General features: G+C 38.7%; 19 protein-coding genes and 6 tRNA genes. 15 read left to right on the top strand and 10 right to left on the bottom strand.

All coding sequences use genetic code 11. From position 1 onward, the window contains the following. The first annotated feature begins 46 nt into the window (after positions 1–46). A complete protein-coding gene (locus tag H5157_RS11015; protein WP_024597683.1) occupies positions 47–1,018 on the top strand; it encodes an aldo/keto reductase family oxidoreductase in 972 nt (323 codons plus the stop codon). Between the two features lie 13 nt (positions 1,019–1,031). Next, complete coding sequence (locus tag H5157_RS11010; protein WP_007583822.1) at positions 1,032–1,208, top strand: hypothetical protein; 177 nt, start codon at positions 1,032–1,034, stop codon at positions 1,206–1,208. Positions 1,209–1,282: 74 nt separating this feature from the next. Here the strand turns inward: H5157_RS11010 and H5157_RS11005 are convergent, their stop codons facing one another. Next, entirely contained in the window at positions 1,283–2,596 is a 1,314-nt protein-coding gene (locus H5157_RS11005) for a peptidoglycan DD-metalloendopeptidase family protein (protein WP_182724683.1), read from the bottom strand. 323 nt (positions 2,597–2,919) lie between these two features. On the opposite strand from H5157_RS11005, the gene tyrS reads away from it, so the two are divergent. After that, a complete protein-coding gene (gene tyrS / locus H5157_RS11000) occupies positions 2,920–4,119 on the top strand; it encodes a tyrosine--tRNA ligase (RefSeq protein ID WP_007585427.1) in 1,200 nt (399 codons plus the stop codon). Between the two features lie 63 nt (positions 4,120–4,182). Here tyrS and H5157_RS10995 read toward each other — a convergent pair whose 3' ends face one another. The 4 genes from H5157_RS10995 to folE2 form a co-directional block, all read right to left on the bottom strand. Further along, positions 4,183–5,127, bottom strand: a complete 945-nt coding sequence (locus H5157_RS10995; RefSeq protein WP_182724682.1) for a regulatory signaling modulator protein AmpE — start codon at positions 5,125–5,127, stop codon at positions 4,183–4,185. After that, entirely contained in the window at positions 5,128–5,835 is a 708-nt protein-coding gene (gene mtnN, locus H5157_RS10990) for a 5'-methylthioadenosine/S-adenosylhomocysteine nucleosidase (protein WP_024597687.1), read from the bottom strand. A 122-nt stretch (positions 5,836–5,957) separates the two neighbouring features. Next, on the bottom strand, positions 5,958–6,554 hold the full coding sequence (locus tag H5157_RS10985; RefSeq protein WP_002962552.1) for a DUF2726 domain-containing protein: 597 nt from the start codon (positions 6,552–6,554) through the stop codon (positions 5,958–5,960). A gap of 115 nt (positions 6,555–6,669) precedes the next feature. After that, positions 6,670–7,590 (bottom strand): GTP cyclohydrolase FolE2, encoded by a 921-nt coding sequence (gene folE2, locus H5157_RS10980; RefSeq protein ID WP_182724681.1) that lies wholly within the window; start codon positions 7,588–7,590, stop codon positions 6,670–6,672. 231 nt (positions 7,591–7,821) lie between these two features. Here folE2 and arcB point away from each other — a divergent pair, with 231 nt between their 5' ends. After that, positions 7,822–10,140, top strand: a complete 2,319-nt coding sequence (gene arcB, locus H5157_RS10975) for an aerobic respiration two-component sensor histidine kinase ArcB (protein ID WP_182724680.1) — start codon at positions 7,822–7,824, stop codon at positions 10,138–10,140. 16 nt (positions 10,141–10,156) lie between these two features. On the opposite strand, the gene arcA is transcribed toward arcB, so the two are convergent. The 4 genes from arcA to trmB all read right to left on the bottom strand — a co-directional run bounded on the left by arcA (position 10,157) and on the right by trmB (position 14,942). Further along, entirely contained in the window at positions 10,157–10,873 is a 717-nt protein-coding gene (gene arcA / locus H5157_RS10970; RefSeq protein WP_002962549.1) for a two-component system response regulator ArcA, read from the bottom strand. 499 nt (positions 10,874–11,372) lie between these two features. Next, positions 11,373–12,977 (bottom strand): sensor histidine kinase, encoded by a 1,605-nt coding sequence (locus H5157_RS10965; RefSeq protein WP_182671521.1) that lies wholly within the window; start codon positions 12,975–12,977, stop codon positions 11,373–11,375. A gap of 151 nt (positions 12,978–13,128) precedes the next feature. Further along, on the bottom strand, positions 13,129–14,154 hold the full coding sequence (gene rsmC, locus H5157_RS10960) for a 16S rRNA (guanine(1207)-N(2))-methyltransferase RsmC (protein ID WP_024605357.1): 1,026 nt from the start codon (positions 14,152–14,154) through the stop codon (positions 13,129–13,131). 62 nt (positions 14,155–14,216) lie between these two features. Continuing rightward, positions 14,217–14,942 carry a tRNA (guanosine(46)-N7)-methyltransferase TrmB gene (gene trmB / locus H5157_RS10955; protein WP_007582957.1) on the bottom strand — a complete coding sequence of 242 codons (726 nt, stop codon included), beginning with the start codon at positions 14,940–14,942 and terminating at the stop codon, positions 14,217–14,219. Positions 14,943–15,103: 161 nt separating this feature from the next. Here trmB and mutY point away from each other — a divergent pair, with 161 nt between their 5' ends. Together mutY and H5157_RS10945 are read left to right on the top strand one after the other, a co-directional pair. Then, complete coding sequence (mutY, locus tag H5157_RS10950; RefSeq protein ID WP_182724679.1) at positions 15,104–16,165, top strand: A/G-specific adenine glycosylase; 1,062 nt, start codon at positions 15,104–15,106, stop codon at positions 16,163–16,165. 35 nt (positions 16,166–16,200) lie between these two features. Then, positions 16,201–16,473, top strand: coding sequence for an oxidative damage protection protein (locus H5157_RS10945; RefSeq protein ID WP_002962543.1), 273 nt, complete (start codon positions 16,201–16,203; stop codon positions 16,471–16,473). 47 nt (positions 16,474–16,520) lie between these two features. Here H5157_RS10945 and H5157_RS10940 read toward each other — a convergent pair whose 3' ends face one another. Next, positions 16,521–19,298, bottom strand: coding sequence for a hybrid sensor histidine kinase/response regulator (locus tag H5157_RS10940; RefSeq protein WP_024597693.1), 2,778 nt, complete (start codon positions 19,296–19,298; stop codon positions 16,521–16,523). A gap of 331 nt (positions 19,299–19,629) precedes the next feature. Between H5157_RS10940 and H5157_RS10935 the strand changes: the two genes are divergently transcribed. From H5157_RS10935 to H5157_RS10895, 9 genes are all read left to right on the top strand, one after another. Next, positions 19,630–19,705, top strand: a tRNA-Phe gene (locus tag H5157_RS10935). 71 nt (positions 19,706–19,776) lie between these two features. Continuing rightward, positions 19,777–19,852: transfer RNA gene (locus H5157_RS10930), tRNA-Thr, on the top strand. A 51-nt stretch (positions 19,853–19,903) separates the two neighbouring features. Next, positions 19,904–19,979, top strand: a tRNA-Phe gene (locus H5157_RS10925). Positions 19,980–20,036: 57 nt separating this feature from the next. After that, positions 20,037–20,112 (top strand) — tRNA-Thr (locus tag H5157_RS10920). A 132-nt stretch (positions 20,113–20,244) separates the two neighbouring features. Next, positions 20,245–20,320, top strand: a tRNA-Phe gene (locus H5157_RS10915). A 102-nt stretch (positions 20,321–20,422) separates the two neighbouring features. Beyond that, positions 20,423–20,498 (top strand) — tRNA-Thr (locus H5157_RS10910). A 486-nt stretch (positions 20,499–20,984) separates the two neighbouring features. Beyond that, positions 20,985–22,400 (top strand): TolC family protein, encoded by a 1,416-nt coding sequence (locus H5157_RS10905; RefSeq protein ID WP_182711834.1) that lies wholly within the window; start codon positions 20,985–20,987, stop codon positions 22,398–22,400. Then, complete coding sequence (locus H5157_RS10900; protein WP_182724678.1) at positions 22,390–23,706, top strand: efflux RND transporter periplasmic adaptor subunit; 1,317 nt, start codon at positions 22,390–22,392, stop codon at positions 23,704–23,706. Before H5157_RS10905 ends, H5157_RS10900 begins: the two co-directional genes overlap by 11 nt. Continuing rightward, entirely contained in the window at positions 23,703–26,786 is a 3,084-nt protein-coding gene (locus H5157_RS10895) for an efflux RND transporter permease subunit (RefSeq protein ID WP_182724677.1), read from the top strand. Before H5157_RS10900 ends, H5157_RS10895 begins: the two co-directional genes overlap by 4 nt. Positions 26,787–26,826 lie beyond the last annotated feature (40 nt).

The raw sequence follows: 26,826 nt of genomic DNA, 5'->3' as shown, positions 1-26,826 counted from the left end.
TTTTTGTTTACAGTAACAGCTCTTCAACATTTTAAGGATAGTTATCATGCTTCACACGCCTTTAGCAAAGCACTTGCCTCACGTTAGTAAACTTGTATTTGGATGTATGGGTCTTGGCGGCGGTTGGAATAAAGACGCAATCACTGATGCACATGTTAAGCAAGCTCATGAGTGTATAGATAACGCCATTGAAGGCGGTATTAATTTTTTTGACCATGCTGATATTTATACTTTTGGTAAAGCAGAGCAGGTTTTTGGTAAAGCATTAAGTGAGCGGCCAGAGCTTAGAGAGCACATGTATATTCAATCTAAGTGTGGGATTCGATTTGAAGATGACTTAGGGCCAAAGCGCTATGATTTTTCCCCAAAGTGGATTGAGCAATCAGTTGAAGCATCATTAAAACGATTAAATACAGACTATTTAGACGTACTTATGCTGCATCGCCCTGATCCACTCATGGAAGTTAACGAAATTGCTCGTATATTTAGTTGCTTAAAAGAAAGCGGTAAAGTGCGCAATTTTGCAGTATCGAATATGCAGCAGCACCAAATGAACTTTTTACAGCACGCACTTGATATGCCGATTGTGGCTAACCAAATTGAGGCTAGTTTACAAAAACATCAGTTTGTTGATGAAGGTGTATATGCCGGTAACAGTGACGGTAAAGATCTTAATTTTACACCAGGTAGTATTGAGTACTGTCGACATTTTGAAATCCAAATTCAAAGCTGGGGTAGTTTATGCCAAGGCTTGTACAGCGGTAGTGATTTATCAAACGCATCTCAGGCAGATATAAACACCAGTCTTTTAGTTAATAAGCTGGCTGCACTTTATGAAACCTCTGCTGAGGCAATTGTACTTGCATGGTTGCTTCGCCATCCCGCATCTATTCAGCCAATTATTGGAACAACTAATGCTAAACGGATTAAAGCCTCTTGTGATGCTGTAAACGTAGAGCTAACTCGTGAGCATTGGTATGCACTTTATGTAAGCGCTAAAGGCCACGAATTACCATAAGTAGGGCGTTAATATGAACATATTCGTTATTTTAATTGGTTTGTTTGTTGCGCTGGCGATACTTATACCCTTGCTTGAAAAGTATCAAAGTAAAATAGGGCTCAACGGCGCAACCAAATACAGTAAATATATTTGGCCATTAGTGATGGTGTCTTTAGTTATTCAGCTCATTTATGTACTGATGTACTAATGGTTTATAGCGTATACAAAAAAGCCTTTGCAGGTTAAACCTGCAAAGGCTTTTTTAATGTTTATTGATAAACTTTATTTAAGTGCTAACTGTAGCTCGCGATTGCGCTCAAGCTGGGCAATAAAGTTATCAGCAATAGGTTTAAACTTGGCAAGTTCTGAGCGAGGTAATGGCTCTGACTTAGGAAGTTTTACAGTTTTAGGATTACGGTGAACGCCATTTACTAAAAATTCATAGTGCAAATGTGCACCAGTAACACGACCTGTAGAACCTACAGTACCAATTTGTTGGCCCTGTTTAACTTTTTGGCCCGTTTTAACTAGCTTCTTATTTAGGTGTAAGTACTTAGTTACATATTGCGTGCCATGGCTAATAAATACATAGTTACCGTTGTACTTGCTGTAACCGGCTTTAATTACTTTACCGTTACCAGATGCAACAACAGGTGTGCCAGTGCGTGCTGCAAAGTCGATACCACGGTGCGCTCTAACTTGCCCCGTAACAGGGTGTAATCGCTTAGGGTTAAAGCTCGAACTAATATACTTAAAGCTTACAGGCGCACGTAAAAATGCTTTTTTCATGCTACGCCCTTCAGGCGTATAAAAATTGCCGTCGGTATGGCGAATAGCTGCAAAGCGCTGACCTTGGTTTACAAATTCAGCTGCAATAATTTTACCAGTACCAATAAACTCGCCATCAACATAGTGAGACTCGTAAATTAAGCCAAATACATCGCCTTTACGAATGTCGTTTGCAAAATCAACATCCCAACCAAATATGTCAGCAAAGTTCATTATTTGGCGTTCGCTTAAACCTGCTGCAATTGCTGAAGTCCAAAAATTGTTAGATATTTCGCCGCCAGCGGTTTTGGTTAGCGTTTCAATTTCTTTGCTATCAATAGCTGTATCGTAATTACCTTCTTCGTTTAAGGTAACAAATAAAGTATCTGTTTTTGAAATCACATAGCGCAGTTGAGCTAAGGAGCCATCTTCAGCTGTCGCAAAACTAAGTATTTCACCTGGGTGAATTTTAGTCAGCTTGCGAGTCTCAGCATTAGTGTTAATTAGTTTATGAAGCGTTTGAGCCGAAAAACCAGCACGCTTAAAGATAATTGCTAAATTGTCGCCATTTTTAACTTTATGATCGACAAAGTCGTATTCTGGTAACTTTTCTGCTGCTTGCTCTGAATTTAACTCAGTTAATTTTTCGTTGTTATCAACTTTAACTTGTAACTCATAGCGCTTACCAATTTCTAGTGCATTTGCACTATTGTCTTTGGATGCAGTGGCTTTTTCAGAAGGAAGAAAGGCTAAGCCAACAATAGCAGAAACCAAACCTAGAATAAGCAATTTGTGTTTTTTGGGGAGCGTGTGAACCACGTGAACCATAACGTGCCTTTTTCTGCTGTCAAGATAATAAATACATAATATTGCAGGATATACTTAATAATGTACGAATACTAGTGTTTTGTAGATTTAAACTGACCTTAAACTACGCTAAAATCGGGCTTAGAAAGCCTTTTTTAACGCTCTACCTAGCTAAGACTCAATTGATTTAGTTTAGTTGCATGAATCACTTAAAAAGTTGTTTTAATTAGGTAGAAATTTGTTATGTTAGCTACATCTATTTATTCGGTTTAAACCTTTATTAAACCGTGACTACGCAAGTAACTAGTCGCCCCTTCGTCGGCAGAATTTTGGAGTAATACACAGTGGATTTACAAACCGCTCTAGCAGAGATAAAACGCGGTGCAGAAGAAATATTAATTGAAGACGAACTAGTTGAAAAACTAAAGTCGGGCAAGAAGCTAAAAATAAAAGCAGGCTTTGATCCTACAGCGCCTGATTTACACTTAGGACACACTGTACTAATTAATAAAATGAAAACCTTTCAGGATTTAGGTCATGAGGTTATTTTCTTAATTGGTGACTTTACTGGCATGATTGGTGACCCAACGGGGAAAAACGTAACGCGTAAACCACTTACTCGTGAAGACGTACTAGCCAATGCCGAAACATATAAAGAACAAGTATTCAAAATTCTAGATCCTGCTAAAACCACTGTTGCATTTAACTCTACTTGGATGGAAAAGTTAGGCGCTGCAGGCATGATTAAACTTGCTGCAAACCAAACCGTAGCACGTATGCTTGAACGTGATGACTTTAAAAAGCGTTATGGAAGCGGCCAACCAATTGCAATTCATGAGTTTTTATATCCACTGGTACAAGGTTGGGATTCGGTTGCACTAGAGTCAGATGTTGAACTAGGTGGTACTGATCAGCGCTTTAATTTGTTAATGGGCCGTGAGCTACAAAAAGTAGAAGGTCAAAAGCCGCAAACAGTATTAATGATGCCATTACTTGAAGGTACTGACGGCGTTCAAAAAATGTCTAAGTCGCTTGGTAACTACATTGGTATTACTGATGCACCTAACGATATGTTTGGTAAAATAATGTCAATTAGTGATGTGCTAATGTGGCGTTACTACGACTTATTAAGTGCGCTTTCTATTGAAGAAATTGCAGCTCAAAAAGAACGTGTTGAGCAAGGTACGAATCCGCGCGATATTAAAATTGAACTAGCTAAAGAGCTAATTGCTCGTTTTCATAGTGAAGCTGATGCACAAGGTGCACATGATGATTTTATTCAGCGTTTTCAGAAAAAAGCGTTACCAGATGAAATCCCAGAGCTAACAATCACTATTGCAGAAGATACTATTTTAATTGCTAACTTGCTTAAAGAAGCAAATTTAGTAGTAAGTACATCAGAAGCAATGCGTATGATTAAGCAAGGTGCAGTTAAACTTAACGGTGAAGATAAAATCACTGATACCAAACTTGAAATAGCAAAAGGCACAACGGCTATTTACCAAGTAGGTAAACGTAAGTTTGCAAACATCACTGTAGCTTAAGCACAGTTTAAAAACTAAAAAACCAGCCTCGGCTGGTTTTTTTGTGCTCGTATTTTGAGCCCTTTAAATCAATTTTAATATTTCAATACTGGCTATTACTAACAACCAAAATACACGGGCCTGATTTAACCTATTAATTATTACAGGTACATCCTCGGGTGTAGGTAGTCTATCAGTACCAATACGCATTTTATTAAAGCGAGTACCTAAATAAACTGCAGGCCCGCCCAGCTGAACGCCAAGTGATGCAGAACATGTGCTTAAGAGCCAGCCTGTATTTGTTTGATAAAAATGCCTGCCATAATGCTTTATATAATGCATGCTTTGTTTGCTTGCTCGACTTGCTGCAATAGTTAAAGCGAGTAAGCGCATCGGAATATATTCAATAATAAACAAGGGTGTTTTAAGCGGTTTTAAAAAGTAACTATTTGGGGGGATATCACTACGCCATGCTTGTTGTATTAAGGTAAGTAACCGATAGGCAAGGGCAGCTATAGGGCCAAATGCTAAAAATATAAATATGACCACGAAATAGTATCGAGCGGTGCGCAGTATTAAGCTCTCAATTAATGCTTTGATAATACCAGCAGATGAAAGTCTATTAACTTCACGGGCAAGCAGTGGCTTTAGTAATTCGCGCGCTGTGGATTTTTGATTTTGTTTAGTTAGCTTTGCAATGCGAAGTGCTTTTTTATCAATGCTCTTACTTTCTAAGCATAAGTATAAAATAAGGCCAGCGAGTAATTCAGGATAAAAAGCAAACTCGAGTAGCAACACTACAATAATGAGAATGACACTTAAAATAAGTGAGCTTGCGAGTATAGCTGCCAAATATTGATAGCTTTTAGGTTCTTTGCTTTTGTATATACGTTTGCCAATAGCACTAAAAACAGCATTTAACGCCGTATTAGGATGATACCAGCTAATAAGGGGAATAAAGCGCTCAGCAAGAAGCGCTAGTATAAAGGCAATAAAGTCCAAGTGATTTTGAACAATATTGCTAAGCATTTACAGAGATACTGCTGTAAGCTTTTCTAAAAGTGCAACAACCATTTTAGATGAGTTGATTGATGCTGTTTCTAGGTATTCTTCAAATGATTGTGGTGACTCTTTACCAGCAATATCAGACATTGAGCGAATTACAACAAATGGTGTGTTTAGCGTAAAACACGTTTGTGCAATTGAAGCGCCTTCCATTTCAACAGCAAGCATTGTAGGAAAATCACTACGTGCTTTATCAATGCGTATAGGGTCACACATAAATGTGTCACCAGTACAAATTAAGCCAACGAGTGTTTTAACATCACTGATTTGTTCGATAGTTTGCTGTGCTGCTTCAACTAATTTAGGGTGTGCTGCAAAGCCTGCCGGCATTTGTGGTACTTGGCCAATTTCGTAGCCAAAAGCAGTTACGTCTACATCGTGGTGACGTACTTCTGACGAAATTACTACATCGCCAACACTAAGAGAAGGATCGAATCCACCGGCTGAGCCTGTGTTAATTATGCAATCAGGTTTGAAGTTATCGATCAGTAAGGTAGTTGCAATAGTTGATGCGACTTTACCAATACCAGATTGAACAAGTGTCACCGTGTTACCAGCCAACTCGCCAGTATAAAAAGTGAAACCTGCTTTAGTTAAAATTTGTGGGTTTTGCATAGCTTCACGTAAAATTTTAACTTCTGGCTCCATTGCGCCAATAATACCAACATTCATAAAGTTTAATTCCTGAGTTTGAATCACTTTATTATACGTGAAGTTAGCAATAAAAAACAAAAAAGCGAGCTTGTTTATGAGCTCGCTTTAAATACTTTTTAGGAGAGTATTTAATTCGTTTTTTAAATTTCAGCTAACGCGGTAGTTTGCGCTTTAGCTTGAGAAGGTGAAAGTACCGCTGGCTTGTGTGAGCGATTACGAACAGGGCGCTGAGTTTGTGTTGCTGCAGGCTTACCAAGTTTAAACATAATTGCATCGCGTACTTCAGAAGGGCGGTAGCCCGATTTAACTTTCATACGAATATGTGGAATGCCCGCAGACTCTAGTGCACCGTTTACAAACCAGTCGCGTTGAGCTTTGTGGCCATCTTTGTTGGCATTGTTAACTAGGTCAACAGCAGCAATGATTGTTAGTTTTTCTTTATCGATTAATACAAAGTCGAGTTGCTTATTTTTAGCTTTAGCTAAAGCAGCACGTTTAGACTTTACTGAAAGGCCTTGCTTACAGTCAATAACGTCGATTAACTTAACGCGACTAACAATTTTATATTGATCGCCAACAGCACGCTCGAGAAGATTTAAAAAAGCGCCTTCAACCTGCGTAAAAACAGTTTGCTTGCGAGTAAAAGGATACGGGTTTCCGCCATCGTCATTAAATTTTGACGCAACAACAGAGGCCCCGACAACTAATACTAGGATTAATAATAAAGCGAATTCCATACGGTAACTCCATAACAACAAATTGACACTGCTCAAACAAAGCAATTTACGTGCCTAAAAAGTATGGGTTATAAAATAATTACCGGCTGGTTTACAAGCAATAGCTACACAGCGATTAAGCTTTGTAGCCTCCTTTAATACCTTTTACTGCAATAGCTACAGCATCGTGCGCATGCAGTGATTCATAGTGGTTTATTTGCAGCCAATAATCACTGTAATTGTTTGCCTCTAGCAATGCTTTAATTTTACGCGCTGCATCTTCACAAAACATAAGGTTTTGACCATTCAAACGGGCAAATTCTTGCTCATCTTCACGTTTTACTGCTGCTTGTACTGGTGTTTTAAGCTCAGCTTCAAGAGTGTTAATTAGCGTAACTACGTCAAATTCTTGAATGTTGCTATCAAGCTTTACTTTTACGTTGGTAATAGAGCGCTGCGAGTGAGGAGTAGCTACAATGCCTTGTGTAGTGCCTAGCCATTCGTGCACATCTTTTTGGCTTAACGTTTCTTGGTTAAACTTTTCGTTAAACGCGTTTTGTATAAGCTGGCGCGCAAGTGCAGCAGAGCATGGGCACGTTGAAGAATAAGTTACATCTACGGTTAGCTCGTAGCTAATAACGTTATTTTCAATTGTGCTGGTAAGTACAACTGGGTAGCTTTTCCAGCCCGCTTTACCACTTAATAGTGACTTACGGCGTAGCGGTAATTCAAATTTAAATTCAATTTGTGCTTTATCGCTCAGCCCTTCGTGGCTAGTTATAAAGGTATCGAGTGCCTGCGCTATCGTTTGCGGATTGACTTGCTGCTCGGTTGAAAGCAGATCAAGTGCCAAAAATAGACGTGACATATGAATGCCTTTGGCATCTTCTTTATGTAAATTTACAAATGCACGAGCTTTGGCGTTTACTGTAACTGGAGATAAGTCTCGGGATTCAAAAATAAATGGCAGTTCTATTTCGCCCATGCCAACCCAGTCTAATTTACCTGTTTGTAAAGCGGGTGCAGTGTCTGCTATATCTGGCATATTGGTTTGCATGTGCGCTACTCGTATTTTGGGGATAATAAAGCGGGGCATTTTACACTAAATAATTTATTGCTGAAATGATGAGTTTAATAGATGAGCTAAATCAAACATGAAAAATTCTGTTTTTATCGCACAACGTGAGTAGTGGTAGGAGAAAAATGCTAAAATCTGGGAAAATGGTATGTTTATACATACGCATTGCCTTCTTTATATTAAGTACACAGCTAAGAGATAAAATTACGTATGACCGATTATTCTTTGAGCCCTTGGGCTCGGGTACTTTCCAGCTCAATAACGCGATTTGGTGAATTTAAAACCGCTGCTATTTGTTACACTTTATTTTTAACTGTATCTCTTATTTTATCGAGCATGTTTTATTATGTGGCGATAGGCGAATTACACCTGGTTGATATTTTAGCCGTGGTATTTTTTACGGCTGTGGTTTCTCCTTTAATTATAAGTGTGTTGCTTAATTCAATTCGACAACTAGATGCCTCATATGCTTATTTAGACAGCGCCACCAAGCAAGAAAAGCTTTTAAATCAAACCCTAAAAGATAACATTAACCGTCTAAACATCGAAATTGATGAGCGTAAAATGGCATTTCATGCCAAGCACCGCGCTATCGAAGAACTACGACGAGAAATTGCTGAGCGTAAAAAAACACAACAAGAACTTGCTCAACAAAGCATGCTGCAGCGCTCAATAGTTGATTCATCTCCTGATTTATTTTATTACCGCGATAACAATGGCGTGTTTGCTGGTTGTAATAAAATGTTTGAAGAAGTAATGGGCAAATCAAGTAGCGAACTAATTGGCAAAACGGTTGAGCAGATATTTCCTAGCCACTTTTTATCTGAAGTTTTGAAAACCGATAAAGAAGTAGAGCAAAGCCATAAAGCACTAACCATTGATGTGGGTTATGAGGTAAATGGCGAAACGCGTTGGTTTGAGCTGCGTAAATTACCTTTTATAAATGATGAAGGTGATTACATTGGTCTACTGGGCTTTGGTCGTGATATCACAAGTCGTAAGGAGGCCGCTCAAGCGCTCGAAACGGCCTATAAAGACAAAGGTAAGTTTATTGCCACATTAAGCCATGAACTACGTACACCGCTCAATGGTATTGTTGGTTTAACACGAATGCTGCTTGATACTGACTTAAACAAACAGCAGCGTAGTTGGGGTAATACTATATTTTCGAGTGCTGAAACGCTCGGCAATATTTTTAACGATATTATTGATTTAGACAAAATAGATAGAGATCAGCTCGATATAGTGACCAACTCTATTAACGTATCAGACTTTATAAATGACGTTGTTAACTTTGCGGGCTTAATCGCGGAGCAAAAAGAGCTAGAGTTTGATATTAAGCGCAATGGGGTGCTGGATATTTACGCACAGCTCGACCCAACTCGCTTACGCCAAGTTGTTTGGAACTTAATTAATAACGCCGTTAAGTTTACACAGCAAGGGAAGGTAACACTTGAATGTAGCCGAGAAAACAGAGTTGAAGGCCCATGGTTAGTTATGAAAGTATCGGATACCGGCCAGGGTATTCCGCCAGAGCAGCTTGCTCATATATTTGATATGTATTACAAAGCGCCAGATTTAAAAGGGACTAACGCAATAGGTTCCGGTATTGGTTTGGCTGTAACTAAGGCACTTGTAAGTGCGATGAAAGGGATAATTACAGTAAATAGTACTGAGGGCGAAGGAAGTTGCTTTACAGTTCAAATACCGCTTAATTTATGTGTAGCACCAACAGAGCAAAGTTATGTTGGTCGTGGTTTGTATATTTTACTAGTAGAAGATGTACCTCTTAACGCCGAAATTGCTACAAACTTATTAGAGCAACGCGGGCATGAGGTGTTGTGGGCTGAAACCGGTGAAGATGCACTCTCGTTTGTCGAAACCGAAGATGACTTAGATTTAGTATTACTTGATATGCAATTGCCTGATATAAATGGTGACGTAGTTGCCAAGCAAATACGCTCAGATAGTCACTTTGATAAACTACCCATTGTAGCGCTAACGGCCAATGTTCGTAGTGCTGAAGAAGAGCTTGAAGGCATATCAATACAAGGGGCGCTTGCTAAACCAATTAACACGGTGAAGCTTGATAAAATGCTGGCTGATTTATTTGGAATTAAGCAAAGTGAATGCACAGAGCCGCTGTTAAAAGTAAGTGAAGAAGCCCTTAAAGGCATTGATGCACACTTATTAGATATGGAAACAATAGAAGACTTTGTCAATTCGATGGGCTTAGTTGTGTTTAGACGCAGTAGTCAGCTATTCGAAAAGCTAAGTCCACAATATCAGCAAGAGTTACTTACTTCATTAAATACTGGTGATAGAGAAGAATATGAATCAGTAGCGCATAAACTCAAAGGGGCGGCTGGCTCAGTAGGTCTTAATGATGTGCAGCTTCATGCCAAAATAATGGAACATGGTGCTATTGATGAATCTGATGAGGTGTTAAAGCAGTGGTTAGATATTCTGGCAGATAAAATAAATGAAGGACAGAAAGCCCTTCATTTATTTTTACAGCAATTAGAGTGAAACTAATTAGCTCTAATTAAGCGTCAATTTTACCAATGAAACGGTAACCTTCACCATGGATGGTGCTGATTAACTCAGACGTTGAGTTATCACTTTCAAAATGCTTACGAATGCGACGAATAGTAACGTCAACAGTACGGTCATTTGCGCGAAGCTCACGGCCTGTCATATGCTTAATTAATTGCTCACGGCTAAAAATGCGACCTGGAGAATCAAGCATTAAACGAAGTGCTCTGTACTCACCTTTAGGTAAACGTTTAGCGTCGCCATTTGGAGAAGTAAGACAACGGCTGTTTTCATCAAGTTCCCAACCATTAAACGTAATAACACCATTTGTTTCTAGTGCTGACTCTTCACCACCTAAGGCAGTACGAGTAATAAGGTTGCGAGCTCTGATCGTTAATTCACGCGGGTTGAATGGTTTAGTAACGTAGTCATCTGCGCCAATTTCAAGACCTAAAATACGGTCAACATCGTTGTCACGACCTGTTAGGAATATAAGACCTACTTTACGCTTTTGGCGTAATTCACGGGCTAAAATAAGACCGTTTTTACCAGGAAGGTTGATATCCATAACTACAAGATTAACGTCATCGTTATTTGTAAGCTTGTCATGCATATCATCGCCATCAATGGCTTCAATAACTTTGTACCCTTCAGCTTCAAATAAACTAACTAGGTTCAGTCGAGTTACGTCTTCATCTTCTACGATTAGAATGACTGGCGTTTGCATTATTAATTAACCTTTTGGAATATATTATTTATAAAAAATCGGTGACTAATTTATAACCGATTACTAGAGATTATAGGATTATACCCATTTGTTAACAAGGAAAAAACAAATTGGATAAAAATAAAACAGTAGGGTGTCCAAAGTCTACTAAAAAAGGGCAGTGCAAAAACTACTGTTTAATTGATATATACATGGATGTAGCTATTTGAATCATAAAGTCGAAGCCATTTTCCTTTGATAATTGACATATCATTCAATTAAACAAGGTACTTAAAATAATCAGACTAATTCAAAGCAAAACTATATCACTTTTTAACCTTTTAACCTTTCATCAATGTATGTGATACAGCAAAGATAAAAAAGTTCATAAATCGCTTGGTAATATTTATTTAAAGCAATTAAATAATGTTACGCACTTATCACATGCCTCATTAATGAGGTCATTAAATGCTAATTCAAGGATAAATTTTAAATATATGCACTTTTTAATGATCTTTATTTAAGGAATAGTAATTATAAAGCGAGCACCGCGTTTTTCTTCAAGATCAAACATCACTCTTCCGCCAAGTGCTTGTGTTACTAGGTTATAAACTAAGTGCATGCCTAAGCCACTTGCGCCTTGCCCGCGCTTTGAAGTTACGAATGGGTCAAAAATTCTATTTTTAATGTTTTTGTCAACGCCCTGACCATTGTCAGAATAAACGATTGTTAATTTTTTCCCGACGAGTTCTACGTCAAAGCGAATTTCATTGTTTTCTTTACCTATAAATCCATGAATTACAGAGTTCATAAGTAACTGCTGAAAAACTTGTTGTAGAGGTTCAGACTTACTATGAATAGCCAAGTCGGTCGGACAGTTGATAGTTACAACAGGCTTTTTGGGCAATAATTCAGATTGAATCGATGTTAAAACATCACTTATTAATTTGTGCACATTAATATAGGTATTTACACCGTCATCTTGAATAACCGCTACTTTTTTAAAGTTAGATATAAGGTCAGCTGCACGATTTAAGTTGCGGTAAATTAAATCTAAGTTTTCAATACCTTCATCTATAAAGCGTTTTAGATGGCTTGAGGTAAGTTTTTTGTCATCAAAGCTTTGCTGTATGTCTGCTAGTTTATCTCTAAGTAACGTAGAACCGGTAATACCTAGCCCTATTGGTGTGTTAACTTCATGGGCAACACCTGCAACCATTTGCCCTAAAGATGCCATTTTTTCGTTTTCAACAATTTGTGTTTGGTATTGATGCATCCGCTCAAGAGTTGATAAAAGCTCTTGATTTGCCTCTCTAAGGGCGATTGTTCGTTGGTTTACTTTTTCTTCAAGGCTTAGGTTTAGTTGTTTGATTTCTTGCTTATCTTTTTCGTGGCGTTCAAGTTGTTTTTTTGTACGCGTAAGCATGATATTTAAACTATTTGAAAGAGCACTTATTTCTTTTACATCAGTTACTGGTGCGCGTGCATCGTAGTTATGATTTTTAGACACATCCTGCAATAACATGCTTAATTGCTCTATTGGCTTAGCTATACGTCGTTGAACTTTAATAGCAATAAAGTAAACAACCGCCAGAATTAATAATGTTAATAACACGTCTATTAATATTTTTCTCTCAATATAAACCTCTAAACTCTCGAGGCTTCCTCGCATATACACATAACCTACTACTTGTTCGTTATCGTAAATAGGGCGGGTTAGCTCAATATGGTCACTCGTAATTCGTGGTGTTTTTAGCTCTTCTACACTGTCTATTCTCAGTGGCACAGGAGGTGTTTTTTTAGCATTAAAGCTAATAAAGAAAACAGGCTTTTGGGATGCTTTTTCTATTGAGTAAATATGTATGTTTTTTACAAGAGGGATCTTTTCAAATGACTTGAGGCGTTTTTCTTCTGTTTTACGATCATCTTCAATTACCGATTGCCCAGCATCAAAAGCTACAATTTCAGAAAGAATAACAAGCTTATTAACTATTAATTGCTTTTGTTCTTTCACGCTTAAATACGTAGAGATAGAAATAGATAACGATAAGCAAATAGCTGTAATAAGCATGATCAAATTAATGAGTGCTTTTCGAATGCTACTTTGATGAACTTTTTTAGGCATTATTTCATTATCGCCTGAGTTAATTTTAATTATTTAGAGTTTTAGTTTAGCAAAGACGTGGAAAAATGAAGGAAAAAAACTAAATTAATTCTTATATTTATTCGAAAGTTAGCTTGAGCACGTTTGTGCTCAATCATTTTACAAATTTAAATTAGCTGCTATATACAGCAAATTTATTGTTCTTAAATACAGTTTGATAGCTTTCAAACTGAGTTTCTAAAATAGGCGGGTACTTTAAAAAGCTGTTAGCAACAATATTTAGCTTCCCTAATTTAGTTAAATGCTGTTTTGCATTAGCTAAAAATGTTTCTGCTACTGTGTAGTCGGTTGCAATACCAGTATGAAAAGGTGGATTGCTAATAATTAAATCAAACTTGCCATTAATGCTTTTAAGGCCGTCACTTAATATAGCCTCACCATTGATGTTGTTAAGCTTTAGGGTTTGCTGTGTTGCATAAGTTGCCAGCGCACTTACATCACTACACACAAACTCAAGTGCTGGATTATGAAGCCCTAAAAAAGTTGCTATTAAACCAGCTCCACAACCAAAGTCGAGAACTTTGCCTTGCTTAATTGTCGGTGCGTTTTCCAGTAGAACTTTCGTTCCTATATCTAAACTACCGTGATTAAACACTCCAGGAACACTAATAGCTGTAAATTCAGTGTCGGCAACATTAACAACAAACTTTTTATGGTAAGTCGTAATATCAAAGTGAGGGTGCTTAGAAATTTCAGCAAATGAGTAAAGAACGCAGTGCTTAGCTGAATCAATCTTGTTACTAAACTCAGCCTTACCAGCTAATTGCTTTTCAATTGACTTAACACCACTTTTGTTTTCACCTACTACTAATAGTTCGGCATCATCAGTAATAGCAGATCGAATATTATCAAGTGCCATTAATAACTCTGGTTTTGATTTAGGGTAGTAAAGAATAACTAAATCGTAGTCGTTACCAGGTATTGTGTGGCTTACATGAACATCAACATCTTTGGTGTTTTTAGCAAACTCTCCGTTAGCATGGTTGTAGCTAAACGCAGTTACTTTGCTTTGCGGATTAAGTCTTTTAAGCTCTGTTAAAAAGCCATCTTGAACAAAGTTGACCACCAAGATAGATTTTCCCGTTAGTGCCTCGCTATTACGAAGTAACAGTAAACTTGGGTTGGTTAGTACGCTCATAAATGGCTTTGCCTTACAGTATATTTAGTTTTATAAAAGTAAAAGTGAGTAATTAAATTTAATTATTCTGTGCGCTCAAACATTAAATCCCACACGCCATGACCTAGGCGATGTCCGCGCTGCTCAAACTTAGTAAGCGGGCGTAAATCTGGACGTGGAACATAATCATTTGTTTCTGATTGGTTTTTGAAACCAGGAGCTACGTTCATTACTTCGAGCATGTGCTCTGCATAGTTTTCCCAGTCTGTTGCCATATGAAAAACGCCACCCATTTTAAGTTGGGCTCTTAGCTTTTCAACAAACTCAGTTTGTACAATACGGCGTTTGTGGTGACGCTTTTTATGCCAAGGGTCAGGGAAAAATAGTTGTAGTGTTGTTAAGCTTTCATTAGGTATGCAATCTGCAAGTACTTCAACTGCATCGTGTTCAAAAATACGTAAGTTGGTAATGCCTGCTTCATCGGCATCCATTAAACAAGCACCAACGCCTGGGCGGTGTACTTCAATACCGATAAAGTTTAGGTGAGGGGCATTTGTTGCCATTTCGACAAGCGACTTACCCATACCAAAACCAATTTCTACTACTACATCGTTGTTGTTGCCAAAAACTTCGCTTAAATCAAGCATACCGTTTTTATGCTCTAGGCCCATTGTTGGCCAGCATTTTTCGATTGCAGCGGCTTGGCCTTTGGTTAATCGACCTTCGCGTTTTACAAAACTGCGAATGGTGCGGATGTATTTACCTTCTTGCTTAGCTTGCTCAAGGTTAGTGTTGCTTGATTCACTCATATTATTGGCCTGACAAAAACAATGTGTTTAAAAATGGTTGCATATTATCCCTGACCGAGGCCGCAATCACAAGTATTAGCTGGTTTTACACCCCGTATAGCTTGATCTTTTTGTTAACTGCAATAGACTGAGCCGCCATTGGGCATCAGTAAAAGTTAAAAATGTTGGATTTAAATAAAGAACAGTCACACTGGTTTTCTAATCAAGTTGTTGATTGGTATCACCTTCATGGGCGTAAAACACTCCCGTGGCAGCTAGGTAAAACACCTTATAAAGTGTGGGTGTCTGAAGTGATGCTGCAGCAAACCCAAGTTATTACTGTTATTCCATACTTTGAAAAGTTTATGCAAAGCTTTCCAGATATTATCGCTTTAGCTGATGCGGATGAAGACTTAGTTTTGCATCACTGGACTGGCTTAGGGTATTACGCTCGTGCGCGTAACTTACACAAAACAGCTAAAATAGTGCGTGACAAATACCAAGGTGAGTTTCCGAAAACACTCGATGAAGTAATGGATTTACCTGGAATAGGGCGCTCTACTGCAGGGGCTGTTTTATCATTGTCGCTTGGGCAGCATCACCCTATTTTAGATGGGAACGTGAAGCGAGTTTTAGCGCGCTATTTTATGATTGAGGGCTGGTACGGCGTTAAAAAGGTCGAAAACCAGCTTTGGCATTTATCAGAGCAGTTAACGCCTAAAGATAATGTTACTGAGTTTAATCAAGCTATGATGGATTTAGGGTCGAGCGTTTGCTCACGCAGCCGGTTTGATTGTGAGGCTTGCCCATTAAACTCAGGCTGTGGTGCTTTTAATGCAGGTAAAGTAAAAGAGTTTCCACATTCAAAACCTAAAAAAGCAGTTCCTAAAAAGAGTTGTCATCAGTTAATTATTCAGTGTGGTGATAAAGTGCTTATGGAAAAACGTCCTAACAGCGGTATTTGGGGCGGATTGTTTGGCTTTTTTGAATTTAATGAGTACGAAGAGCTTCAAATATTTTTAGCTCAGCAAGGCCTAGAAGCCGACTTAGTAGAGCTTGAAGCGTTTATTCATGTGTTTTCACATTTTGAATTGAGGATTAACTCACATGTGCTTAATGTTAAGAAAACTCCTGATGTGGTAAACGATAAGCAATTAATCTGGTATCCGCTTGATCAATCAATAGAGGTTGGCCTAGCAGCACCAACTAAAAAGTTGGTTAAACAAATTACAGCAATAGTATAGAATAGCCCCATATTTAGCGTTAGAGAGAATCAATCATGGCACGTACAGTATTTTGTCAAAAGTTACAAAAAGAAGCCGAAGGGCTTGGCTTTCAGTTATACCCTGGTGAAATTGGTGAAAAGATTTTTAATAACATCTCTAAAGAAGCGTGGGCTCAGTGGCAACATAAACAAACAATGCTTATTAACGAAAAGCATTTAAATATGATGGACCCAGAACACCGCACATTTTTAGAAGAGCAAATGGTTGGTTTTTTGTTTGAAAATAAAGATGTAGAAATTGAAGGTTATCGACCGCCTGAAAAGTAATGTTTTAAATAAAAAAAAGGGCTATTAAGCCCTTTTTTTATGTTTATTTATTCATTTAACTCATCTTCTTGCTCAGATATTTTAATTTGTTCCTTTAAAAATTGAGCAGCTTTAGAGTATTCAATTTCCAGCTTATCTCTTAACTCTATTAATTCATCGGTTGTGAGTTCACCTTCTTTACATTTATCTTCAAATGCACTTGAAAGTTCTGCCACCGTTTGGGCACCAATTGTCTTGGAGATCGATTTTAATTGATGACACCCTTCAATAATCTCATTTAAATCGTTAACCATAACGCCGGAATTAATACTCTTAATTAAGCCTTGGCTTTGTTCTAAATACATTTTGAAAAAACGAATTTGCTTAGCGTCATCACCGTTTACATATTTAGCAACAGCTTCCATATCAATAGGTAGTGCCATAGTTTGATGAATAACTACATTTGGGTTTTGGCTTTGTTTATCGCTCCAACGTTTTAGAGTTTCTTCTAACGCGTTTAGCTCTATAGGTTTGGTAATGAAGTCGTTAATACCTACTGCTAAACAGCGCTCTTTTTCGCCTTTAAGTGCGTTTGCTGTTACTGCAATAATGTAAGGCTGTGCATCAATCGATTCTAATAACTCTGCTTCATTACGGATTTTTTCGACCATATCGTAACCCGACATTTTAGGCATGTGTAAGTCGGTTAAAATAAGTGAGTAATCACCTTTTCTCCACATATCTAGACCTTCTTCACCGTTGTTAGCTATTTCAACGCCAAAGCCCAGTATATGTAGTTGATCGGTGAGGACTTGTTGGTTTAGAAGGTTATCTTCAACAAGTAGAACCAATTTGTTTGAATTACGTGCCTGCTCAACATTTAAATAGTTATTAAGTGTTTTGGTTTTTTTAATTTGCTTAGGTGTATGTAACCCTGCAGCCACCAATATAGAAAGCATAAAGTTAGATTTACATAGAGGAGAGGCATTAATATAAAAAATGTTTTTATGATTTATAGCTGCTTCATCAAGCTTACTTAGTACAACAACTTGTTGGTTATAATCCTCTAATGAATAAAATAAACGTCTTAGCAGCGCATTAGTTTTATCCATATTGTCTATGCCATCAGCTACCCAAATAATATCTTGTGAATGCTGGTGCTCTTCAATTTCTTCTTCTGTGTGTGCATATATTATTTTAGCGCCCATGAACGATAAATAACGGTACATTGTTTTTTCACGTTCTAGGTGATTACTAACTACAACAATTTGCTTACCATTTAATGCACCTTTATGTGCGTACTTAATTTTACCCGATGTGCTAAACGGCAACTCTACTGTAAACTCACTGCCAATTCCGGTATGACTAGTTACATGAATAGTACCTAGCATAAGCTCAGTTAAGCTTTTACAAATAGAAAGACCTAAACCGGTGCCACCATATTCTCGGGTAATTGAGTTTTCGGCCTGAATAAATGGATTAAATATTTCGCGAAGTTGCGTCTGCGACATGCCTTTACCGTTATCAGTGACGCAAAAGCGTAAGGTAAAGTGATCAGTCGTATTATGAACCACCTCTACTGATATTTTTACATGGCCTTGGGTTTTTTCATCAGTGCTAGTGAATTTAATTGCGTTGCTACATAGGTTATAAAGCACCTGACGTACACGCACACTATCACCGGTAAGGTTGACTGGAATATCTGGTGCTATTGCTAGTTCTAAATCAAGCTCACGTTTTTTAGCAACTGATGAGAGCACTCGAGCAACTTCTTCAATGGTATCGGTTACCGAAAATGGGATCGGGTCAATATTTAGCTTTCCAGCCTCAATTTTAGAAAAATCTAAGATATCATCTAAAATGCTCAATAAAGAAAATGCTGATTCACGAATAATTGTACTTAAACGATGTTGAGCGCCATCAAGTTCGGTCTGGCGCAGTAAATCAATAGTTCCTATAACACCATTCATCGGTGTTCTTATTTCGTGGCTCATTGTGGCTAAAAAGGTCGTTTTGGTTTCGCTTGCTCGCTCTGCTTTTAATGTGGCTTGCTCAAGCGCTATAGTACGATTTTGCACTTCGGCTTCTAGGCCATTTTGTAATTTATAAAGCTCTTTTTGTGCGGCGTCATTCTCACTCATCGCAGTCTGTACTTTTTGTAGCAGTAAGTTAATGTTTTTTGCCACTACACCTAAACCAATATCAAGCTGCTCATCAACACTACTATTGTAATTAGCATTTTCGGTGATTGCCTGCAGCTCTTGTGTAAGAGTGTCAGTACTTTTTCGTAAGCGACTATTAATGTACATATTAAACATTAAAGTAAATATAAATAATGCAGCTACGCTTGCTATCGCAATAATGTAGGCAATAACTTGAGAGTTTTGAGCGCTTAAAGGAGCGGTTGGTAGGTTTTGCTTAATAATAAGCTCGCCAATAGGTTGATCGTTTAACAGCAGTAAGTGATGTAGGATGCCTTCTTCTACTAGATGCTTTTCAGTTTTAATTGAAGCGATAGCAGGTTTACTGCTGCTATATACCAACTGAGTATCTGATGTAGCATTGAAGCGATATAGAGTATATTCAAAGTCATCATCTAATAACGACGTTAAATCAAGTAACTGCCTTACTTTACCTTGACCATACATAGTTAATGCATCAACCATAGGTAAGTCTAATCTATCGGCAAGCGTTACAATATTAACAGATGATGCAGGTTGGGCTGTCTTAACTTCAGTTTGTGAATAAAATGAGTGGGCAATAATAGCAAGCGCTGTTACTGCAATATTTATGATTAAAAAAAGAGGTAATAAGCCTTTGACTGGCGATGAAAATTTACTCTGCATTGATTGTTTCCAATTGATGTGATTTTACTACGATAAGTCCCTATCGTACGTATCTAAGCTAATCGTAACATTTACAAAAAATAATTCACTACGGTTTTAGTCTGATTTATTTATATTTATAGTTCGATTTGTGGTAAAAATGAACGTTATTAATAAAAAATACACTGAGTTGTCTGAAAACCGTTCAAACAGTTATAAAGAATAAAAAAAAAGTTGACTTGTAAGGGCAAAACTCGTTTAATACGCCGCACGCCCAGATAGCTCAGTCGGTAGAGATGAGTGGGAATTGCATTAAAAATACTTTAAGATTTTTAATTAGCACTGTTTAAGTGCCTCGATAGCTCAGTTGGTAGAGCAGAGGATTGAAAATCCTCGTGTCCCTGGTTCGATTCCGGGTCGAGGCACCATTTATTAAAGTAGTGGTGTTTAATCAACAGTTTAAACATTATTACGCGTGCCTTAGCACACAGTTTTGTGTGCCGACTTAGCTCAGCTGGTAGAGCAACTGACTTGTAATCAGTAGGTCAACCGTTCGACTCGGTTAGTCGGCACCATTTATATAAAGTTAATTGTAAAGTATAACAATTAATTAGCACAGTTTATGTGCCTCGATAGCTCAGTCGGTAGAGCAGAGGATTGAAAATCCTCGTGTCCGTGGTTCGATTCCGCGTCGAGGCACCATTTACTTTAAGTTCTCAATCTTTAAAATTGAACGTGCCTTAGCACACAGTTTTGTGTGCCGACTTAGCTCAGCTGGTAGAGCAACTGACTTGTAATCAGTAGGTCAACCGTTCGACTCGGTTAGTCGGCACCATTTATTTAAAGTAGTTTGAAAAGAAAAACTGTAATCAGTAGTCTGTTCAAATTACCCGTCGACTCGGTTAGTCGGCACCATTTATTAAGTTAAAGGTTAATTTCGTTAATCTGTAACTAGCACAGTTTATGTGCCTCGATAGCTCAGTCGGTAGAGCAGAGGATTGAAAATCCTCGTGTCCGTGGTTCGATTCCGCGTCGAGGCACCATTTATTGAAAAGCCTTGCTTATGCAAGGTTTTTTTATTTTAAGTGCTTTATAAAAGTTCTCAATCTTTAAAATTGAACGTGCCTTAGCACACAGTTTTGTGTGCCGACTTAGCTCAGCTGGTAGAGCAACTGACTTGTAATCAGTAGGTCAACCGTTCGACTCGGTTAGTCGGCACCATTTATTTTAGGTAACTTGAAGCAACTGACTTGTAATCAGTAGTCTGTATAAGTTATCCGTTCGACTCTGTTAGTCGGCACCATTTATTTTAGGTAACTTGAAGCAACTGACTTGTAATCAGTAGTCTGTATAAGTTATCCGTTCGACTCGGTTAGTCGGCACCATTTATTTTAGGTAACTTAAAGCAACTAACTTGTAATCAGTAGTCTGTATAAGTTACCCGCTCGACTTCGTTAGTCGGCACCATTTATTTAAAAGCCTCGCTTATAGCGGGGCTTTTTTGTTTTTGTATAGTTAATCTCTTAAACACATTGCAAAAAGTTAATTTTAGTATTAAAAATTGCTGATCATTTACTCATTTTTACCGTATAACTGGCTATTATGTTAATTCATCGCTAGCTATGTAATGTTATGTAAAGTAAGTTGAGCAAAATTTGCCAAAGTGCTTGAATTACGTTCATAAATAGCAGTAATTTAGGTTTAATTATGATTTGGCAATGCAAGCCAACCCTACTGGCAATTAGTGTGATGCTGCTCAGCGGCTGTGCGAGTGATTTAAACTCGTCTCAGCGCATGCAAGTCTCTAATAATATGCCTCAGCAATGGCAGCAAGAAGCATCAAGCTCAGTATTAAAAGTACAAGAGCAATGGCTTACACAATTACAAAATCCTACGCTTAATAAATTTGTACAACAAGCACTTAAAAATAACCAACAGCTTTTGCAAACGAGTTATGATGTTGAAATTCAAAAGCAGCAACTTATAGTCTCGGGCGCTGCACTTTGGCCAAGCCTTGATTTATCAACACGTACAAGCCGTAGTAAAGACAACCGCCCTGTAAGTTACGACAACGCAAGCTCAGCTAGTTTAAACTTAACTTACGAGGTTGATTTATGGGGTAAGCTCTCTGACGCCAAGCGCGAAGCTAATCTTAACTATTTAGCTCAGCAGGCACGGTTTGAGCAAGCTAAACAGCAACTTGTTGCTGATGTAGTAACAGGTTGGTTTGATGTGGTTACGGCGCAGCAATTACTGGATTTATTTAAGCGTCGCGAAGCCAACTCACAACAAAATCTCGATATTATTGAAGCTGGCTATCGCCAAGGCATAAACGAAGCGCTCGATGTGTATTTAGCGCGTAATGAGCTTAATAATGAACGCTCTCGCATTGCCACTCAAAAAGCGAGTTTATCGGCATCAGCACGTGTACTTGAGCGTTTACTTGGTGAATACCCAAAAGGCGCTATTACTGCTAGTAGTGACTTACCTGTTATTAATACCGATATTCCTCTAGGATTACCTTCTGAGCTTATAACGCGAAAACCTACTCTACGTGCAAGTTGGTATGAGCTTTTAGCAGCCGACGCATCATTGGCATATGCGCACAAACAACGCTTTCCAAGTTTAGATTTAACAGCTTCATTAAGTGATAGTACAGACAGAGTAAGCGACTTGTTTTCTCCATCAAGCCTTGCATGGTCTTTGTTAGGTAGTATTTCAGCGCCACTTTTTGAAGGTGGGCGCTTAAAAGCCAACGAAGAAATAGCGCGTCTTAATACTCAAAAGCAAGAGCAGCTTTATTTACAAACGCTTTATGACGCATTTGGTGATGTTGAAAATGCAATTTCGCAGCAGCAGTCCCTCAAAGCTCAATATACAAGCACGTTAGAGGCACAAGAAAACGCACTTGCTGCAGAGCAATTGTCGTTTGAGCAGTATCAAAGTGGCTTGGTAACTTACACGACAGTGCTTGATGCCCAAGACCGTTCTTTTGACGCGCAAAGCTCCTTAATCGATATTAAAAACCAATTAATAGCCAATAGAATTAACCTACACATTGCCCTTGGTGGTGATTTTGCAAAGCCCTCAAGTGAACTAAAGAGCAATAACGATGAAAACTAAAACAGCAAAAATTATTATTCCAGCGGTGGTTATTGTTGCCACAATTTTAATTGTTATGTTTATTAAGGGGAATCCACCAGAGGCTAAACGCTTTGGGACACCTCCGAAGGCATCAATAAGTGTGGCTGCGCTTGAGCTAAAACCACAAAATTATCAAGTTATGATAGACAGCTACGGTACGGTAAAACCACGTACACAAAGTTTGTTAGTGGCTCAGGCATCTGGGCAAATAATTGAAGTAAGTGATGACTTTAGAGAAGGCGGTTTTTTTGAAAAAGGCGATGTACTTTTAAAACTAGACGACAGAGATCATCAGGCTGAAGTTAAATCTGCTCAAGCCAATTTATTAACCGCAGAGCAAGGTTTGCTAGAAGAGAAGGCGCGTGGGCAACAAGCCATTACCGATTGGAAGCGCCTTGGCGGCTCAAATCAGGCAAGCAGCTTAGTACTACGTGAGCCACAACTAGCAGCCGCTGAAGCTGAGGTTTTATCGGCTCAGGCAGCACTTGAAAAAGCGATGCTTGATTTAGAGCGCACTAAAGTAACGGCGCCATATGCGGGGCGTATACTTAGCCGCAGTGTTGATTTAGGGCAAGTTGTTACTAACAACACACAGTTAGCAACCATTTACGCAATCGATAGCGTTGAGATTCGCTTACCAATTAAAAATAAAGATCTCCCATTTGTAAATTTACCAGAGCAGTATCGCGATGGTGCTAAAAACCAAGCGGGTTCAATTGTTAAATTTACTTCTGACTTAGTAGGTGAGCAAACGTGGCAAGGTCAATTAGCACGCACAGAAGGTGCTATAGATGAAGGCGCACAGCAGCTTTATGTAGTTGCTAAAATTAATGACCAGTATAAAGCAACAGCAAATAACCAGTACCCAATAAAAATTGGGCAGTATATAAAAGCGCAAATTACCGGCAGAACAGTATCTAACGCACTTATAATTCCTAACAGTACAATTTATCAAGGAACGTACGTTTACATTGTTGAAGGTGGCGTACTTAAGCGCAAAGACATCACACTAGCTTGGCAAAATGCGACTCAGGCGATGATAAAAACCGGTTTAAACGCAAATGATAAGCTTGTTATTACTCCACTTGGTCAAGTAAGTTCAGGAACTCAAGTAAGTATTTTAGGTGAACAAAGCGCAGATCAACCTAAAAGCCGTGGAGCGAATGGGCAAGGTAAAGGAAAGCGCCCGACTCCAGAGCAGCTTGAACAAAAAGCAAAAGAGCTTGGTATTAGTGTTGAAGAGTTAAAAAAACGCCGTCCAGCAAAGCAAGGAGATAAGCCATGATAGCTTGGTTTGCCAAAAACCATGTTGCAGCTAACTTATTGCTAGTAACACTGCTGCTGTCGGGGCTTTTTAGTTTATCGACTAAAATACCGCTTGAAGTATTCCCTTCATTCGAAACCGACATGATAAGCGTGAACGTAAGTTTGCGCGGTTCAACACCAGAGGATGTAGAGCAAGGCGTAACAATTCGTATAGAAGAAGCCGTACAAGATTTAGAGGGCATAAAGCAAATATTTAGCCGCTCTTCTGAAGGCTCAGGCTCTGTAACAATTGAAGTTGAAACGGGCTACGACCCGCGTGAGCTTTTAGCCGATATTAAAAGTCGTGTAGATGCAATTAACACCTTTCCAGCCGATGCTGAAAAGCCAATAGTCGCGCTTGCGGAACGAATTCGCGAAGTTATCGCGGTTACCGTATCAAGTGATTACGGCGAAAAAGAAACCCGTGAATACGCAGAAACAGTACGCGATCAAATTCTACGTTTACCAAATGTGACGCAGGTAGAGCTAAGTGGTGTTCGTGATTATGAAATTGCCATTGAAGTAAGCCAAGACGTTCTTCGCCAGTACGATTTAAGTTTGGCACAAATATCGAGTGCCATTGCTAATTCAAGCTCTGATATTTCTGCTGGTAACTTAAAAACTGAAGGTGGGGACGTACTTATAAGCTCTAAAGGGCAAGCATATCGTAAAGATGAATTTGCCAATATTGTTGTTAAAAACCAAGCTGACGGCACTATTATTCGTTTAGGCGATATTGCAATAATTAAAGACGATTTTGAAGAAACCCCAGTACGTACTCGCTTTAATGGTAAGCAGGCTGCATTTATCGACGTATATCGAATTGGTCCGCAAAGTGCGATTACTGTTGCTGACGAAGTTAAAAATTACATAAAAGAGCAACAAAGCTCCCTTCCACAAGGATTTGAACTAAGTTACTGGGATGATGATTCGGAGCTGGTTAAAAGTCGAATTGCCACACTAACGACCAATGCCCTACAAGGCGGTATTTTAGTACTTGCTTTGCTTACTTTGTTTTTACGACCTGCAATTGCATTTTGGGTATTTATTGGTATTCCGGTTTCGTTTATGGGCGCGTTTATAGCGATGCCTATATTTGGCGTAACCCTTAATATTATGAGCTTATTTGGCTTTATATTAGTACTTGGGATTGTTGTTGATGACGCCATAGTTACTGGCGAAAATGTCTATACCCATTTAAAAACAGCTAAGTCGGGCGAGCAGGCTGCAATTTTAGGTACTCAAGAAGTCGCAACACCAGTAACATTTGGTGTATTAACTACCGTTGCCGCCTTTTTACCTTTGGCCTTTATTGAAGGGGCGCGCGGTGCTTTGTTTGCACAAATACCGGTAGTGGTTATTCCGGTATTATTGTTTTCATTGATTGAATCTAAATTTGTACTACCCGCGCATTTAAAATATATAAAACTACGCCACGAAAAAGGTGAACCTTCAAAGTTTGATGTTATTCAACAGCGTTTTGCAGATGGATTTGAAAACGCGATTTTAAAATACTACCAACCCACTTTAAATTTAGCACTGCGCCATAAATTGGCTTCGGTAAGTTTGTTTGTTGGTGTGTTTATAATAATTTTAACCATGATCACTAGTGGTTGGACTAAGTTTGTATTTTTCCCGCGTATACCAAGCGAAACAGTCCGCGTTAACTTAACACTACCAACAGGTACGCCGTTTGAAGTCACTAATAAATACGTAATTGATATGTCGCAAAAGGCGCAGCAATTACAAGAAAAATACCGCGACCCAGATACAGGTGAAAGCGTTATTTTAAATATATTAGCCACAACAGGTGGGCGCGGTGGTGTATCTAATTCAGGTTCTGTACGCTTTGAAATAACACCGGCTGAAAAGCGTGAATCAGACATAGGATCAAGAGAGCTTGCCAGCGAATGGCGCGATTTAATTGGTGTCATTCCAGGCGCTGAAAGCTTAACGTTTAGAGCTGAAATTGGCCGAAGTTCTGACCCAATTGATGTTCAGCTTAGCGGGACTTCGTTGACTATTTTACAAGACGTGGCTGATCACATTAAAACCCGTTTATCGACCTACCCAACGGTATTTGATATTGCCGATAGCATGTCTGATGGTAAAGAAGAGTTACAAATAGAGCTTACGCAGCAAGGCTTAGCGCTGGGCTTAAATAGAGTCAATGTTGCAGGTCAAGTGCGTAACTCGTTCTTTGGCTCGCAAGTCCAACGTATTCAGCGCGGCCGTGACGATGTACGTGTAATGGTTCGCTTGCCTATAGACGAGCGCCGCTCAGTTGCCGATTTACAAAATATACTCATCAATACACCTACTGGTGGTTCGGTGCCGTTATCGCATGTTGCAACCCTTACCGCAGGGCAAAGCCCGTCAACTATTAACCGAATAGACCGCTACCGTACTTTAAATGTAACAGCGGATATCGAAAAAAATAACACCAACATGACCATACTTCAGGCTGACCTAACGGAGTATTTAGATGAATTAATGCAGCAATATCCTGGAGTAGATTACAAACTAGAAGGTGAGGCTAGAGAGCAGCGAGAGTCGTTTGGCTCATTGGCTTGGGCACTTGTGTTTGTATTTTTCATAATTTATGCGCTATTAGCGATACCGCTTAAGTCTTACTTACAGCCAATTATAGTAATGAGTGTAATTCCATTTGGCATGATAGGTGCTGTAGTCGGGCATTGGATTATGGGCATGGATTTAACCATTATGAGCTTGCTTGGTATGCTCGCCCTAACTGGGGTGGTAGTAAATGACTCCCTTGTACTAGTTGATTTTATCAATAAAAAGCGTAGTGAAGGCGGCAAATTACTAGATGCAGTTAAACTTGCCGGTGCATCGCGTTTTCGCCCTGTAATGCTAACAAGTTTAACGACCTTTATTGGCTTAATGCCGTTATTATTTGAAAAAGCGACTCAGGCGCAGTTTTTAATACCTATGGCGGTAAGTCTAGGGTTTGGGATTATTTTTGCGACCTTTATTACTTTATTGTTAGTACCAATAAACTACATGATGATGGAGCGCTTTCAAGGTTGGTTTAAGTAAATAAGCGTAAGCATTTAAAATTTAGCTGTAAGTAAGAAAT

Source organism: Pseudoalteromonas sp. SG43-3 (assembly GCF_014164385.1).
GTDB classification, from domain to species: domain Bacteria; phylum Pseudomonadota; class Gammaproteobacteria; order Enterobacterales; family Alteromonadaceae; genus Pseudoalteromonas; species Pseudoalteromonas distincta.
This window is presented reverse-complemented; position numbering and strand designations above follow the sequence as displayed.